Source organism: Pseudomonas sp. 14P5.3.2, assembly GCF_057799175.1.
Window position 1 is genome coordinate 80,907 of sequence record NZ_JBYOKU010000024.1, and the last position, 15,007, is coordinate 95,913.

A 15,007-nucleotide genomic window follows, 5' to 3' on the forward strand; every position below is an offset into this window, starting at 1 on the left:
GGATCTGCAAACGACACAGATCCAATGTGGGAGAACAGGGTGTTGTAGGCGATATGCGCGGGGGGGGGAGTGTCAGGGAGGGGTTGTGGTGTTTGACAGGACGCCTTCGCGAGCAAGCCCGCTCCCACAGTGGTTTTTGGTGGAACTCACAATGTGTGAACACCGAAGATCCAATGTGGGAGCGGGCTTGCTCGCGAAGAGGCCAGTGGCAGCGCCTTAAATTCTGAAGCTACCGACCAACTGCTTCAGACGCGAAGCCTGCTGTTCCAGATCCGAGCACGCGCGCAAGGTCGCCTGAAGGTTCTCGACGCCTTCCTGGTTCAGCGTGTTGATCTCGGTGATGTCGACGTTGATCGACTCGACCACCGCGGTCTGCTCCTCGGTCGCGGTCGCTACCGACTGGTTCATCCCGTCGATTTCGCCGATGCGCTGGGTCACGCTGTTGAGGCGTTCGCCGGCGAGGTTGGCGATTTCCACGCTGTCCTGGCTGTGGCGCTGACTGTCGCTCATGGTGCTCACCGATTCACGGGCGCCGACCTGCAGCTCCTCGATCATGGTCTGCACCTGCTGCGCCGATTCCTGGGTGCGGTGCGCCAGGTTGCGCACTTCGTCGGCGACCACGGCAAAGCCGCGTCCGGCCTCACCGGCCCGCGCCGCTTCGATCGCGGCGTTGAGCGCCAGCAGGTTGGTCTGCTGGGAGATGCTGGTGATCACTTCCAGAATCTGCCCGATGTTCACGGTTTTGCTGTTCAGCGATTCGATGTTGCTGCTGGAGGCGCTGAGCATGCTCGACAGTTGGTTCATCGCCTTGATGCTGCGATCCACCACTTGCTGGCCGTCTTCGGCGAGGCCGCGGGCGTCACTGGCCTGGTTCGAAGCTTGCGCGGCGTTGCGGGCGATTTCCTGGGCGGCGGCGCCCAGTTGATTGATCGCGGCGGCGACGCTGCTGGTGCGCGAGGCTTGTTGATCGGAGTTGTACATCGACGAGTTGGACGCCGCGACCACGCGCAACGCGACCTCGTTGACCTGGCCGGTGGCCGACGACACTTCGCGGATCGAGCCGTGAATACGCTCGACGAAACGGTTGAATGCGGTTCCCAGTACGCCGAACTCATCGTTATTGACGATGTTCAGGCGCTTGGTCAGGTCGCCTTCGCCATCGGCGATGTCTTCCATGGCGCGGGTCATGACGTGCAGTGGCTGGATCAGCAGGCGAATCAGCATGCCCAGCAGCGCGATGATGATGACCACCGCAATCACCGTGGCAATCACCGCCGAGGTGCGGAACTCACTGAGCATCGAGAAGGCTTTGTCCTTGTCCACCGACAGACCGATGTACCAGTTGACGGAAGGCAGGCCTTTGATCGGGGTGAAACTGACGATGCGGGTCTTGCCATCGACGGTGATTTCACTGAAGTCGCTGCTGATGCGCGGGGTGTCCTGCGGATAGGCTTCTTTCAGTGATTTCATCACCAGTGCCTTGTCAGGGTGCACCAGGATCTTGCCGTCGGCGCTGACCAGGAACGCGTAGCCCATGCCGGAGAAGTCCCGGGCGGTGAGGGTGTCGACCAGGGTTTGCAGGCTCAGGTCACCGCCCACCACGCCAACGCTCTGGCCGGCCTTTTTCGAGGCGGTGGCGATGGAGATGATCAACTGCCCGGTGGCGGCGTCGATGTACGGTTCGGTCAGGGTCGACGCGCTGCTGCTCTCGGCCCCTTTGTACCAAGGGCGCACCCGTGGATCGAAGCCGTCCGGCATCTTCACGTCCGGGCGGATGGTGAAGTGACCGGTGGCATCGCCGAGGTAAGTGGCCATGAACGTCGAGGTCAGGGATTTCTGTTCCAGCAGGCTGGCGACGTTGGCGGGTTCCGGATTGATGGCGATGTTCTGGGCGGCGTTCTCGACCAGCAGAATGCGTCCATTGAGCCAGGTCTGGATGTTATCGGCAGTGACTTCGCCCATCTCGTTGAGATAGTTGTTCAGGTCAGCGCGGATCGCGTTGCGTTGCAGCCAGTCGTTGTACAGCGTGAACGAGGCGAAAGCGGCGATGACGATCAGGGCGGCGGCAAGCAAAATTTTATGGCTGAAGCGCAGATTTTTGTTCATGGCTTGGGGTTCCGCTAAGGTCTTAATGTCCTGGGCGTGCTTTTATAAAGGCGCGCAATATGGGCAAGGGTGAAACAAACTGATATTTCCGACTCTCCTTAGGGAAATGTCCGACCGACTTTTCAGTCAGGTTCTCGCCTTTATCTATCGGCCATACCGGATTAAAGATTAACCATAGGTGACAAAATGCCTGACACATCGCAACTCGTTATCGGCGCCGATCTGGCGGGGCAACCGATTGCTCAGGCCATGCGCCTGGCGAACCGCCACGGGCTGATCGCCGGTGCGACCGGGACCGGCAAGACCGTGACTTTGCAGCGTCTTGCCGAAGCGTTCAGTGATGCCGGCGTCGCGGTGTTCGCCGCTGACATCAAGGGCGATCTGTGTGGCCTGGGCGCTGCCGGCAATCCGCAGGGCAAGGTGGCCGAGCGCATCGCCGGCATGCCTTGGCTCGATTACAAGCCGCAGGCCTATCCGGTGACGCTGTGGGACATTCACGGCGAATCCGGTCATCCGTTGCGCACCACGTTGAGTGAAATGGGCCCGTTGCTGATCGGCAGCCTGCTGGAGCTGACAGACAGCCAGCAGGCCGCGCTGTACGCGGCCTTTAAAGTAGCGGACCGCGAAGGCCTGTTGCTGCTGGACCTGAAAGACCTCAAGGCGCTGCTCAATCACCTCAAGGACAATCCGCAGCTGCTCGGCGAAGACGCCGCGCTGATGACCACCGGTTCCAGTCAGGCGCTGTTGCGTCGGCTGGCGACTCTGGAGCAGCAGGGCGCTGAAGCCTTGTTCGGCGAACCGGCGCTGCAACTGGAAGACATTCTGCAACCGGCCGCCGATGGCCGTGGACGCATTCATTTGCTCGATGCCAGCCGCCTGGTCCACGAAGCGCCGAAGGTCTACGCGACGTTCCTGCTGTGGCTGCTGGCCGAGTTGTTCGAGCAGTTACCAGAGCGCGGCGATGCCGACAAACCGCTGCTGGCGCTGTTCTTCGATGAGGCGCACCTGTTGTTCGGCGATACACCCAAGGCGTTGCAGGATCGGCTTGAGCAAGTAGTGCGATTGATCCGCTCCAAGGGCGTCGGGGTGTATTTCGTTACTCAGTCGCCGAGTGATTTGCCGGACAGCGTGCTGGCGCAACTCGGTCTGCGGATCCAGCACGGCTTGCGCGCGTTCACCGCCAAGGAACAGAAATCCCTGCGTGCGGTGGCGGATGGTTTTCGGCCAAATCCGGCGTTCGACACCTTGTCGGTGCTGACGGAGCTCGGCATCGGCGAAGCGTTGGTCGGTACGCTTGCCGAGAAGGGCACACCGGAAATGGTCCAGCGGGTGTTGGTGGCACCGCCGCAATCGCGGATCGGGCCGTTGAGCGAAACCGAGCGCACGATGCTGATCGCCGGCTCGCCGTTCAAGGGCCGTTATGACAAGCCGATCGATCGTGAGTCGGCGTACGAAATCCTGATGGGCCGCAAGGATCTGGCGCCGTCGGCAGAAACACCGGCCGGCAAGCCGGCAGCCGAGGAACCGAGCCTGGCCGATCGTGCCGGGGAGTTTCTGGGGACGGCGGCGGGGCAAGCGCTGAAGTCGGCGATGCGCCAGGCGGCCAATAATCTGGGTAAACAACTGGTGCGCGGCTTGATGGGCTCGTTGCTCGGTGGCAGCAAACGGCGCTGATCGAAACTGTGGGAGCGGGCTTGCTCGCGAAAGCGGTCTGCCAGTTAACAATAATGTTGACTGAAAGGACGCCTTCGCGAGCAAGCCCGCTCCCACATTGGATAAGTGGCAGTTTTCTGGATTGAGATCAGGATTTGTCTTTGGCGTGTGCCGCCAGGCGCTCAAGTGCCGCACGCAGAGCGGGATCGCTGATCCCGTCCGCCGTTGACTGAATGGTCTGCGCGGCATCCGTCGACAGATCCATCGAGTGTCCGCTTGCCCGGCGCTCTACCAGCGGCGGTTGCACGCGGAACTGGATGCGCGTCAGGTTGGCGAATTCTTCGAACAGTTGCAGTTGGCGTTGCAGGCGTTTTTGCTGGTAGCGCAGGCGCGTTGCCCAATGCCCGTCAGTCACCACCAGCGTCAATTGGCCTTCGCGCCACTTGGCCACGTGGCAATGTTCGCGGGCGGCAGGTTGCAGTTGGCTTTCGAGCAGGCGCTGCAGATGCCCCAGGCGTTGGGCGTGGCCGAGCAGAGCCTTGAGGGGTTTGGCTTCGCGAAGCAGAGCGGCGGGTGCCCTGGCTGTAAGGGGGCGAAATGCCATGTTCGAACACCTGAAGTAACAGAAGCGCCATGGTAGCAGAAAGCAACGGAACCACTCGCCCATTGCTTTTGTCCCTGCTTTACCCATTAAATCAACGACTAACTTCGTCCCTTGATGGGTTGAAGTTGAGCAAAACGCCCTTATTTTAAGTGAGCCCCGTCAAAGCGCAGTGCCAGCATCGTGGAATATCGCCACTTTCCTCACCACCGTTTCCGGGTAGAATGCTCGTTCGCATGCGGCCATGAGGGCTGCACGGGCGACTCACGGGGCCGCCCTCCATCCCTTTAGTGTGGAAGATCCTGCCGATATGTTTGCGCCTTTGTTAAAGAAACTTTTTGGAAGCAAGAACGAGCGTGAAGTCAAACGCATGCTCAAGACGGTGCAGCTCGTCAATGCCTTCGAAGAGCAAATGGTGGCCCTTTCGGACGATCAATTGCGCGCCAAGACCAATGAGTTCAAGGCCCGTATCGCCAAAGGGGAATCCCTCGACAAGCTGTTGCCTGAAGCCTTCGCGGTCGCCCGTGAAGCGGGCAAGCGCGTCATGGGCATGCGCCACTTCGACGTCCAGTTGATCGGCGGCATGACCTTGCATGAAGGCATGATTGCCGAAATGCGTACCGGTGAGGGTAAAACCCTCGTGGCAACCCTGGGCGTTTACCTCAACGCGCTGTCCGGCAAGGGCGTGCACGTTGTGACCGTGAACGACTACCTGGCCCGCCGTGACGCCAACTGGATGCGTCCGCTCTACGAATTCCTCGGCCTGACCGTCGGCGTCGTGACGCCGTTCCAGCCGCCGGAAGAAAAGCGCGCCGCCTACGCTGCCGACATCACCTACGGTACCAACAACGAATTCGGGTTCGACTACCTGCGCGACAACATGGCGTTCAGCATGGAAGAGAAATTCCAGCGCGAACTCAATTTTGCCGTGATCGACGAAGTCGACTCCATCCTCATCGACGAAGCCCGTACCCCGCTGATCATTTCCGGTCAGGCCGAGGACAGTTCCAAGCTGTACATGGAGATCAACAAACTGATCCCGCAGCTGGAACTGCATGTGGAAGAAGTCGAAGGCCAGGTCACCAAGGCCGGTCACTACACCATCGACGAGAAGACCCGTCAGGTCGAACTCAACGAAGCCGGTCACCAGTTCATCGAAGAAATGCTCACCGGCGTCGGCCTGCTGGCCGAAGGCGAGAGCCTGTACTCGGCGCATAACCTGGGCCTGCTGACCCACGTCTACTCGGGTCTGCGTGCGCACAAGCTGTTCCATCGCAACGTCGAATACATCGTGCAGGACGGCCAGGTCGTACTGGTCGACGAACACACCGGTCGTACCATGCCGGGTCGTCGTCTGTCCGAAGGCCTGCACCAGGCCATCGAAGCCAAGGAAGGTCTGAACATTCAGGCCGAGAGCCAGACCCTGGCCTCGACCACGTTCCAGAACTACTTCCGTCTGTACACCAAGCTGTCCGGCATGACCGGTACCGCCGACACCGAAGCGTTCGAATTCCACCAGATCTATGGCCTGCAGGTCATGGTCATTCCGCCGAACAAGCCGTTGGCGCGTAAAGACTACAACGACCTGGTGTTCCTGACCGCCGAAGAGAAATACGCGGCGATCATCAACGACATCAAGGAAGGCATGGCCCAGGGCCGTCCGATCCTGGTGGGTACCGCGACCATCGAAACTTCCGAGCACGTGTCCAACCTGCTCAACAAGGAAGGCATCGAGCACAAGGTACTGAACGCCAAGTTCCACGAAAAAGAAGCCGAGATCATCGCGCAAGCCGGTCGTCCGGGCGCCCTGACCATCGCCACCAACATGGCCGGTCGTGGTACCGACATCCTGCTGGGCGGTAACTGGGAAGTGGAAGTCGCGGCGCTGGAAAACCCGAGCCCCGAGCAGATCGCCCAGATCAAGGCCGACTGGCAGAAGCGTCACCAGCAAGTGCTGGAGTCCGGCGGTCTGCAGGTCATTGCCTCCGAGCGTCACGAATCCCGTCGTATCGACAACCAGCTGCGTGGCCGTGCCGGTCGTCAGGGCGACGCCGGTTCCAGCCGCTTCTACCTGTCGCTGGAAGACAGCCTGATGCGCATCTTCGCCTCTGACCGGGTGAAGAACTTCATGAAAGCCCTGGGCATGCAGCCGGGCGAAGCGATCGAGCACCGCATGGTGACCAACGCGATCGAGAAGGCGCAGCGCAAGGTTGAAGGTCGCAACTTCGACATTCGCAAGCAACTGCTCGAGTTCGACGACGTCAACAACGAGCAGCGTAAAGTGATCTATCACATGCGCAACACGTTGCTGGCCGCCGACAACATCGGTGAAACCATCGCCGACTTCCGTCAGGACGTGCTCAACGCCACCGTCAGCGCACACATTCCGCCGCAATCGCTGCCAGAGCAGTGGGACGTGGCCGGTCTGGAAGCGACGATTGCCAGCGATTTCGGGGTGAAACTGCCGATCCAGCAGTGGCTCGACGAAGACGATCACCTGTACGAAGAAACCCTGCGCGAGAAGCTGATGGCCGAGCTGATTGCCGCGTACAACGAGAAAGAAGATCAGGCCGGTGCCGAAGCACTGCGCTCGTTCGAGAAGCAGATCGTCCTGCGCGTTCTCGACGACCTGTGGAAAGACCACCTGTCGACCATGGATCACCTGCGTCACGGCATCCACCTGCGTGGCTACGCCCAGAAGAACCCGAAGCAGGAATACAAGCGCGAGTCGTTCACGCTGTTCTCCGAGCTGCTGGATTCGATCAAGCGCGACTCGATCCGTGTGCTGTCGCACGTTCAGGTTCGCCGCGAAGATCCGGAAGCCGAAGAGCAACGCCTGCGTCAGGAAGCCGAAGCACTGGCCGCCCGCATGCAGTTCGAACACGCCGAGGCCCCTGGTCTGGATCAACCGGAAGTGTTGGGTGAAGAGGTCTATGTGGCCCTCGCCACCGCTCCGGTTCGCAACGAGCAGAAGCTGGGCCGCAACGAACTGTGCTACTGCGGTTCGGGCAAGAAATTCAAGCATTGCCACGGGCAGATACAGTAAACCCCGTTTCAATCGCTGAAATACCCGCGCCGCGACCGGCTTCTGCCGTCGCGGCGTTTTGCCATTTAATCCGCCGCCTTCTTGTCGAAAACAGCAGGAAGCGGTGCTGACATCATTGAGTAAGGAGCGCATTCATGGCTGTTGGTCTTGGTCCTTTGCCAACGTTGCACCCGGTTGCCGGTTTTGAACTCGGTATTGCCTCGGCCGGCATCAAGCGCCCTGGGCGCAAGGATGTGGTAGTGATGCGCTGCGCCGAGGGTTCGACCGTGGCCGGTGTGTTCACGTTGAACGCCTTTTGCGCCGCGCCGGTGATCCTGGCGAAAAAACGTGTGCAGAACGACGTGCGTTACTTGCTGACCAACACCGGTAACGCCAACGCCGGTACCGGTGAGCCGGGCCTGGCGGCTGCCGAGCGCACCACCGCCAGACTCGCCGAGCTGACCGGTGTCGATGCCAGCCAGATCCTGCCGTACTCCACCGGCGTGATCGGCGAGCCACTGCCGGTCGAGAAGATCGAAGGCGCACTGCAGGCCGCACTGGATGACCTGTCGGAAAACAACTGGGCAGCGGCCGCCACCGGCATCATGACCACCGACACCCTGCCCAAGGGTGCCAGCCGCCAGTTCCAGCATGACGGCGTGACCATCACCGTCACCGGTATCAGCAAAGGTGCAGGCATGATCCGCCCGAACATGGCGACCATGCTCGGCTACATCGCTACCGACGCCAAAGTCTCCCGCGATGTGCTGCACAATCTGATGCTCGACGGTGCGAACAAGTCGTTCAACCGCATCACCATCGACGGCGACACTTCGACCAACGACTGCTGCATGCTGATTGCCACCGGCAAGGCTGCGCTGCCGGAAATCACCCGCGCTGAAGGCGAGCTGTTCAACAAGCTGAAGCAGGCGGTGTTCGAAGTGTGCATGGACGTGGCCCAGGCCATCGTGCGTGACGGCGAAGGCGCGACCAAGTTCGTCACCGTTGAAGTCAACGGCGGTGGCAATCATCAGGAATGCCTCGACGTCGGTTACACCGTGGCCCACTCGCCGCTGATCAAGACCGCGCTGTTCGCCTCCGACCCGAACTGGGGCCGTATTCTCGCCGCTGTCGGCCGTGCCGGTGTACCGAACCTGGACGTGAGCAAGATCGACGTGTTCCTCGGCGATGTATGTATTGCCAGCCGTGGCGCGCGCGCAGCGACCTACACTGAAGCGCAAGGCTCGGCGGTGATGCAGCAGGAAGAGATCACCATCCGTATCGAGCTGGGTCGCGGCGATTGCAGCGAAACCATCTGGACCACCGACCTGTCGCATGAGTATGTGAAGATCAACGCCGAGTACCGCACCTGATCCAAGACCGGGTCGCCGCCATCGCGAGCAGGCTCGCTCCTGCAGTAGATTAGTGAACGACTCGGATCCCCTGTAGGAGTGAGCCTGCTCGCGATGGCGTTGTGTCTGGCAATATCAATGTTGAATGTGCCGGCCTCTTCGCGAGCAAGCCCGCTCCCACAGGGTTTTCAGGTGTACACAACCTTTGTGAACGACCGAAACTACTGTGGGAGCGGGCTTGCCCGCGAACGCGTCGGTCCAGTCACTACAAGTCTTGAAGCTTTCCACTGACGAAAAGGCGCCACACCATGTCCCTGCACCTGATCATCGGCGACAAACTGCTGTCCTCCTGGTCCCTGCGCGCCGCCCTGGCGCTGGAACTGACCGGCGCTCCCTACACCGAAGAACTGATCAAGCTCGGCAAGCCCGACACCCGCGAGCGGCTGCTCAAACATTCGCCGACGGCCAAGGTGCCGCTGCTGCAAACCTCTCGCGGCACCATTGCCGACTCTCTGGCGATCGCCGAATACCTGGCCGAGCAGTTTCCGTCCGAGCAGCTCTGGCCGAGCGATGTTTATGCCCGTGCCCAGGCGCGATCCGCCTGCGCGCAGATGCACAGTGGCTTTTTCGCCATGCGCAATCACATGCCGTTCAACCTGAGCCACGACGCACCGCTCAACCCGGTGCCGCCAGAGGTGAAGGTCGATATCGAGCGCATGCTCGCGCTGTGGGCCGAATGCCGCGCGGCGGCCACTGAGCCTGGGCCGTATCTGTTTGGCCGAGTGAGTCTGGCTGACGCGTTCTTCGCACCGATTGCCGTGCGTCTGCGTACCTACCAGGTGCAGTTGCCGGCGGTTGATCAAGCCTATGTTGAAACCGTCTACCAATGGCCCGCCTTCAAGGCGTGGCAAAAGGCTGGACTGGAGGAGTTGAATCCGTGAAACGCGTACACGTCGCGGCTGCCGTCATTCGTGACGACAGCGGCAAAATCCTCATCGCCCGCCGCGCCGACACCCAGCATCAGGGTGGCCTGTGGGAGTTTCCCGGCGGCAAGGTCGAGGCTGACGAATCCGTCGAAAGCGCCTTGGCTCGCGAGCTGCAGGAAGAGCTGGGCATTGTTGTCGGCGCGGCTCGTCCACTGATCAAGGTTCGCCACGATTACCCGGACAAACAGGTGTTGCTGGATGTCTGGGAGGTCTCCCGGTTTACCGGTGAGCCACACGGTGCCGAGGGTCAGCCACTGGCCTGGGTAACCGCCAAGGATCTGCTGAACTATGAGTTTCCGGCAGCCAATCAGCCGATCGTTGCTGCAGCGCGCCTGCCCGCTGAATACCTGATCACCCCGGAAGATCTGGAAGCCCCGGCCTTGCTGCGCGGGATCCAGAAGGCGATTGCTGGCGGGATCAAGCTGATCCAGTTGCGCGCGCCGAACGGCTATGACCCCAAATACCGCGATCTGGCGGTGGATGCCGTCGGCCTCTGCGCCGGCAAGGCGCAGTTGATGATCAAGGGGCCGTTCGAATGGCTCGGCGATTTCCCGTCCGCCGGTTGGCACATCACCGCCGCGCAATTGCGCAAATACGCCGCAGCGGGCCGGCCGTTACCGGCAGAGCGCTGGTTGGCGGCGTCCTGCCATAACGCGGAAGAGCTGGCGCTGGCCGAGCAGATGGGCGTGGATTTCGTCACGCTGTCGCCGGTTCAGCCGACCTTGACCCACCCGGATGCGCAGCCGTTGGGCTGGGAGCAGGCTTCGACGTTGATCGAGGGCTTTGGCAAGCCGGTGTTCTTGCTTGGCGGCGTTGCTCCGGCGGAGCGCGAGAAGGCTTGGAGTGTTGGGGCTCAGGGTGTGGCGGGGATTCGGGCGTTCTGGCCTGATTCTGTTTAAAGGCTACCGGCCTCATCGCGAGCAGGCTCACTCCTACAGTTGACCGCGTTCCAACTGAAGTAACGCGGTCAACTGTGGGAGCGGGCTTGCTCGCGAAGGCGTCCGTTCAGGCGCTAGATTTCTAAAGGCTTCACCGCCGGTTGCCACAAAATCTCCGCCACCCCCTGCCGCCGCGCAATCAACCGCGCTGCCACAAACAACATATCCGACAACCGATTGATATACGCCAGACCAACCCCGGCCAACGGCTCGATCGCGTTCAAATGCTGACAACGGCGCTCGGCACTGCGCGCCAGACTGCGGCACACATGGGCCTGGGCAATCAGCAGCGAACCGCCGGGCAGAATGAAATTCTCCAGCGGCCCCAATTCCTCGTTCCACACATCAATCGCCGCTTCCAGGCGCTCGATTTCCGCCGCGTTCAGCGCCTGATATTGCGGCATTGCCAGCTCACCCCCCAGGTCGAACAAGCGGTGCTGGCAAGGCGCGAGCACATCGATCAGCTCATTCAATCCCGGAAACGCCTCGCGCTCGGCGATCAGCCCGGCCAGCAGCACGCCGACCTGACTGTTGAGCGTATCGACCTCGCCAATCGCTTCGATGCGCGGGTGATCCTTGGGCACGCGGCGGCCATCGCCGAGGCCGGTTTCGCCGGTATCGCCAGTGCGGGTGTAGATCTTCGACAAGCGAAAGCCCATGGGTTACCTCTGTAGTTGATTGGTTTCGGCGGCAATGGCTGCCGGTTGTGCCAGCGGCAGGCGCAGGGTGAAACAGGTGCCCTGACCGGGCGCCGATTGCACTTCCATCTGGCCCTTGTGGTTGTTGGTGATGATGAAGTACGACACCGACAGCCCAAGGCCGGTGCCCTGGCCGATTTCCTTGGTGGTAAAGAATGGCTCGAAGGTGCGCTTGCGCACGCTCTCGCTCATGCCGATGCCGTTGTCCTCGACCTGAATCTCGGCCCATGGCGGGTTCAGTTTGGTGCGCAAAATGATCCGCCCCGGCTCGCTGTCGTCCTCGCGCTGGTGAATGGCTTGCGCGGCGTTTTTCAACAGATTGAGCAGCACTTGTTCCAGTTCGTTGGCGGTGCCCGGCACCGGGCCGAGCGCCGGGTCGAACTGGCGGATGATCGCCTGGCCCTTGAAGTCGAAACCGATCGCCAGATCGAAGTCGTTGCCAGCAATTTCTACAGCCTGATCGATCAGCGCGGGCAAATCGCACGGGGCCATTTGCCGGGTGCTGCGGCGGCTGAAACTGAGCATGTGGGTGACGATTTTTGCCGCGCGGGCGCCGGCCTGCTGGATGCCGTCTAGCAATTTCGGTACTTCGCGGCTTTGCAGGTAACGGTTGACCGTGTCCAGTTCGATGCCGAGCTGTTCGGCGGTTTCGAGGTTCTTCGGCAGATCCGCCGACAGCCGCCGGCGAATGTTCTGCACGTTGTGCAGGATCGCGCCCAGCGGGTTGTTGATCTCATGGGCCATGCCGGCGGCGAGGCCACCGACCGAAAGCATTTTTTCCGACTGCACCATCATTTCTTCCAGCGACAGGCGCTGGGTGATGTCGTCGATACGGATCACCACACCGCGCCCGGCACCGCCCATCAGCGGGTAAAAGGTCAGCGCATAGTGCTTGGGTTCGTCATCCTTGAACCAGGTCACCCGTTCGATCTTCGCCACGGTGTGTTCTTCGACCGTTTGCTTCAGTTGTGGCAGAAACGGCTTGAGCGGTTCGAAGGCGAGGAAGATCGGTTGGTTCAGCGCCTCATCCAGGCGCGTCCCGGAGAGGGCGCTGGCCTCCTGGTTCCATTGGGTCACGTAGAGCTGCTCGTCGAGGGCGATCAGCGCCGAGGGCATGGAGTCGATGATGCTGTTGAGGTAGTTCTGGAAACCGGTGAGCTTCTTCTCGATCTTGCTGCGCACCTGGACTTCCAGTTCCAGCTTGCGGTTGGTGTGACGGGTTTCCTCGGCCAGACCCTGAGCCTGATCGTAGGCGGCTTGCGAGTCGTCGCGGGCGCGCTTGAGCTGCTGCTCGCGGGCTTCGATGCGCGAGAGCATGGTGTTGAACGCTTCGGCGAGGCTGCCGATCTCGTCGTGGTTACCGCGCGAGGCGCGCAGGGAGTAGTTCTCTTCGCGAGTGACCTGCCGCGACAGTTCTTCCAGCTCATGGATCGGGCGGGTGATCAGGCGTTTGATCTGCCGCGCAATCACCAGCCACAGCAGCACACTGAAAATCAGGATGCCGAGACTGGCGGTCAGGGTACCGGTGTAGAACGCCATCGGCAGTTCACTGCTGGCGACCAGCAGCAGATGCCCAGGCGCGGTGCCGGGGCGGGGCAGGGTGATCAATTGGTTGCTGCGAAACTCGGTGAGTTGCCAGGCTTCGACGTGTCGAAAGCGCTCCGGCAGATTGAGTTTTTCGCCACGCTGCACCTGGGCGATCCGGTCACCCTTGCCGTCGTACAAAGCCGCTGCGCGCAGCGGCGAATAACTGTCGAGTTCCTTGAGCAGGCGTTCGGCGCTTTGCGGCGACTCGAGGGCTTGCGACACCAGGCTCGGGTTGGACACCAGTCGGCCTATGGTCTGCAGGGCCTGTGGCGCCATGCTTTCCTGGGAGATGTAATAGGCGGCGCTGATAAAGGTCAGGTTGGCGACCAGCAGGACGGTGGTCAGTAACACCAGCAGGGCGGCCAGCAGTTTCTGGCCGACCGGCAGGTTTTCAAGGCGCTGGCGCAATGGCATCAGGTTTATCACGGCAAAGGAACAAGTGGGCAGCGTAGCCGCTGCTCAGTCGCTGGGCAATCCAAGGCTGTGCAGATGGCTGACCAGACGCTGCTGCAATTGATTGAGGTGTGGCAGGTTCAACTGGTGACGGGCGGCGACTTTGCAGGCGTGGCCCAGCAGGTAACTGATTTCGGTGCGGCGCTGGTTCGCCACGTCCTGATACATCGACGAGTAATTGGCTGCGGTGGCGTGGATCACCCGCTCGACTTCCTGTTGCAGATTGACCGCCGCGGCCGGTTGACCGCAGTGCTCGAGCAACTCGGCCAGCTCGTTGCACAGCGTGGCGACTTCGCATTGATGCTGCTCCAGCCCGCCGTTACGGCAATCGTGGAGCACGGTCAGCGGATTGATCGCGCAATTGAGCGCCAGTTTGCGCCACAGCCGGGTGAGGATGTCGGTGCTCCACTCATGGGGGATTTTCGCCGCATCAAGATCGTCCAGCCAGATTGGCGCTACCGGATGGCTGGCATCGCCCAGCCAGGTGAAACCGTGGCCGGCAAACACCACGCGCCAGTCGCCGTCGCGGAACGCGCCTTCGGTGCTGGAGGCGCTGATGCAGCGTGCCTGCGGTACCTGCGCTGCGACGGCGTCTTGGCTGCCGAGGCCGTTCTGCAGCAGGATCAGCTCGGCATCTGCGCTCAGGCGCGGGGCGAGGCGGGCGACGGCGCTTTCGGCGTCATAGGCCTTGCAGGCGACCAGCAGGCGGCGGATCGGCTCCGGGTCGTCCACCGTTTGCGCGGGGACGGCATAGGTCGTGGCTGCGCCGTGTTCGACCAGCGTCAGACCGCCGGCCGCCTGATAGCTGCGCAGGCGCTCGGCATCCCGCACGATCAGCCGCACCGGCAGCCCGGCCCGGGCCAGACGCGTGGCCCACAGGGTGCCGAGGCTGCCGGCGCCGAGAACGTGCCAGGGGGTGGACATCAGTTTTTCACTCGGTAAGGTACTGGCATGCAAGGCTCGCCGTATCGGTGGGAAAAGACCCGTTATAATGAGCCGGATTTTAACCGCAAGCCAAGCGCGCTCCATCCTGATCGAGCGCGCCTTTTTATTGGAGAGACTACATGCCGTCGTTCGACGTGGTATCCGAACTGGACAAACACGAGCTGACCAACGCGGTCGAGAACGCCGTGAAGGAACTCGATCGTCGCTATGACCTGAAAGGCAAAGGCAGCTTCGAGTTCAAGGAAAAGGACCTGACCGTCAACCTGACCGCTGAAGCCGGGTTCCAGCTGGAAGCGATGATCGAGATCCTGAAGCTGGCCCTGACCAAGCGCAAGATCGATGTGCAGTGCCTTGAAGTAAAAGACGCTTACGCGTCGGGCAAGCTGATGAAGCAGGACGCGATCCTCAAGGAAGGCATCGACAAGGAGCTGGCGAAGAAGATCGTCGCTCACATCAAGGACGCCAAGCTCAAGGTACAGGCCGCCATTCAGGGCGAGCAGGTGCGTGTGACCGGCAAGAAGCGCGATGACCTGCAGGAAGCCATTGCGGCCCTGCGCGCCAAGGAATTCGGCATGCCATTGCAGTTCAACAACTTCCGCGACTAAGTCCGGTCAGATGGCTGTGGGAGCGGGGTTTGTGTGTGGAAAAGGGGGGGTTGGGGAG

The 15,007-nt window shown here is 61.4% G+C and carries 11 protein-coding genes and 1 pseudogene; 6 read left to right on the forward strand and 6 right to left on the reverse strand.

Features of this window, described 5'->3' with window-relative positions:
• Positions 1–216 precede the first annotated feature (216 nt).
• Entirely contained in the window at positions 217–981 is a 765-nt protein-coding gene (locus AC27VU_RS19270) for a methyl-accepting chemotaxis protein (RefSeq protein ID WP_371043227.1), read from the reverse strand.
• A gap of 93 nt (positions 982–1,074) precedes the next feature.
• Positions 1,075–2,106, reverse strand: a pseudogene (locus tag AC27VU_RS19275) (HAMP domain-containing protein); the annotation flags it as partial.
• 186 nt (positions 2,107–2,292) lie between these two features.
• Between AC27VU_RS19275 and AC27VU_RS19280 the strand changes: the two are divergent.
• Positions 2,293–3,780: a helicase HerA-like domain-containing protein gene (locus AC27VU_RS19280; protein ID WP_488724681.1), complete on the forward strand. Its 1,488-nt coding sequence runs from the start codon at positions 2,293–2,295 to the stop codon at positions 3,778–3,780.
• A 127-nt stretch (positions 3,781–3,907) separates the two neighbouring features.
• On the opposite strand, the gene AC27VU_RS19285 is transcribed toward AC27VU_RS19280, so the two are convergent.
• Positions 3,908–4,363, reverse strand: a complete 456-nt coding sequence (locus AC27VU_RS19285) for a DUF721 domain-containing protein (RefSeq protein ID WP_488724682.1) — start codon at positions 4,361–4,363, stop codon at positions 3,908–3,910.
• Between the two features lie 307 nt (positions 4,364–4,670).
• Between AC27VU_RS19285 and secA the strand changes: the two genes are divergently transcribed.
• From secA to AC27VU_RS19305, 4 genes are all read left to right on the forward strand, one after another.
• Complete coding sequence (gene secA / locus AC27VU_RS19290; RefSeq protein ID WP_488724683.1) at positions 4,671–7,406, forward strand: preprotein translocase subunit SecA; 2,736 nt, start codon at positions 4,671–4,673, stop codon at positions 7,404–7,406.
• A 134-nt stretch (positions 7,407–7,540) separates the two neighbouring features.
• Positions 7,541–8,758 (forward strand): bifunctional glutamate N-acetyltransferase/amino-acid acetyltransferase ArgJ, encoded by a 1,218-nt coding sequence (gene argJ / locus AC27VU_RS19295; protein ID WP_103485167.1) that lies wholly within the window; start codon positions 7,541–7,543, stop codon positions 8,756–8,758.
• A gap of 287 nt (positions 8,759–9,045) precedes the next feature.
• Complete coding sequence (locus AC27VU_RS19300; protein WP_400497839.1) at positions 9,046–9,678, forward strand: glutathione S-transferase family protein; 633 nt, start codon at positions 9,046–9,048, stop codon at positions 9,676–9,678.
• Positions 9,675–10,622, forward strand: coding sequence for a Nudix family hydrolase (locus AC27VU_RS19305; protein WP_488724684.1), 948 nt, complete (start codon positions 9,675–9,677; stop codon positions 10,620–10,622). Before AC27VU_RS19300 ends, AC27VU_RS19305 begins: the two co-directional genes overlap by 4 nt.
• Before the next feature lie 113 nt (positions 10,623–10,735).
• Here the strand turns inward: AC27VU_RS19305 and AC27VU_RS19310 are convergent, their stop codons facing one another.
• The 3 genes from AC27VU_RS19310 to AC27VU_RS19320 are packed head-to-tail and all read right to left on the reverse strand — an operon-like array spanning position 10,736 to position 14,323.
• On the reverse strand, positions 10,736–11,320 hold the full coding sequence (locus tag AC27VU_RS19310; RefSeq protein ID WP_488724685.1) for a cob(I)yrinic acid a,c-diamide adenosyltransferase: 585 nt from the start codon (positions 11,318–11,320) through the stop codon (positions 10,736–10,738).
• A 3-nt stretch (positions 11,321–11,323) separates the two neighbouring features.
• Entirely contained in the window at positions 11,324–13,360 is a 2,037-nt protein-coding gene (locus AC27VU_RS19315; RefSeq protein ID WP_488724686.1) for a sensor histidine kinase, read from the reverse strand.
• Positions 13,361–13,405: 45 nt separating this feature from the next.
• Positions 13,406–14,323 (reverse strand): putative 2-dehydropantoate 2-reductase, encoded by a 918-nt coding sequence (locus tag AC27VU_RS19320; protein WP_488724687.1) that lies wholly within the window; start codon positions 14,321–14,323, stop codon positions 13,406–13,408.
• Positions 14,324–14,463: 140 nt separating this feature from the next.
• Between AC27VU_RS19320 and AC27VU_RS19325 the strand changes: the two genes are divergently transcribed.
• Positions 14,464–14,949 (forward strand): YajQ family cyclic di-GMP-binding protein, encoded by a 486-nt coding sequence (locus tag AC27VU_RS19325; RefSeq protein WP_003227548.1) that lies wholly within the window; start codon positions 14,464–14,466, stop codon positions 14,947–14,949.
• The last annotated feature ends 58 nt before the right edge of the window (positions 14,950–15,007 follow it).

Excerpts from the sequence above, each read along its gene's own strand:
- AC27VU_RS19270 (WP_371043227.1), bottom strand. The coding sequence starts at position 981 with ATGTACAACTCCGATCAACAAGCCTCGCGCACCAGCAGCGTCGCCGCC.
- AC27VU_RS19280 (WP_488724681.1), top strand. The coding sequence starts at position 2,293 with ATGCCTGACACATCGCAACTCGTTATCGGCGCCGATCTGGCGGGGCAA.
- AC27VU_RS19285 (WP_488724682.1), bottom strand. The coding sequence starts at position 4,363 with ATGGCATTTCGCCCCCTTACAGCCAGGGCACCCGCCGCTCTGCTTCGC.
- secA (WP_488724683.1), top strand. The coding sequence starts at position 4,671 with ATGTTTGCGCCTTTGTTAAAGAAACTTTTTGGAAGCAAGAACGAGCGT.
- argJ (WP_103485167.1), top strand. The coding sequence starts at position 7,541 with ATGGCTGTTGGTCTTGGTCCTTTGCCAACGTTGCACCCGGTTGCCGGT.
- AC27VU_RS19300 (WP_400497839.1), top strand. The coding sequence starts at position 9,046 with ATGTCCCTGCACCTGATCATCGGCGACAAACTGCTGTCCTCCTGGTCC.
- AC27VU_RS19310 (WP_488724685.1), bottom strand. The coding sequence starts at position 11,320 with ATGGGCTTTCGCTTGTCGAAGATCTACACCCGCACTGGCGATACCGGC.
- AC27VU_RS19315 (WP_488724686.1), bottom strand. The coding sequence starts at position 13,360 with ATGCCATTGCGCCAGCGCCTTGAAAACCTGCCGGTCGGCCAGAAACTG.
- AC27VU_RS19320 (WP_488724687.1), bottom strand. The coding sequence starts at position 14,323 with ATGTCCACCCCCTGGCACGTTCTCGGCGCCGGCAGCCTCGGCACCCTG.
- AC27VU_RS19325 (WP_003227548.1), top strand. The coding sequence starts at position 14,464 with ATGCCGTCGTTCGACGTGGTATCCGAACTGGACAAACACGAGCTGACC.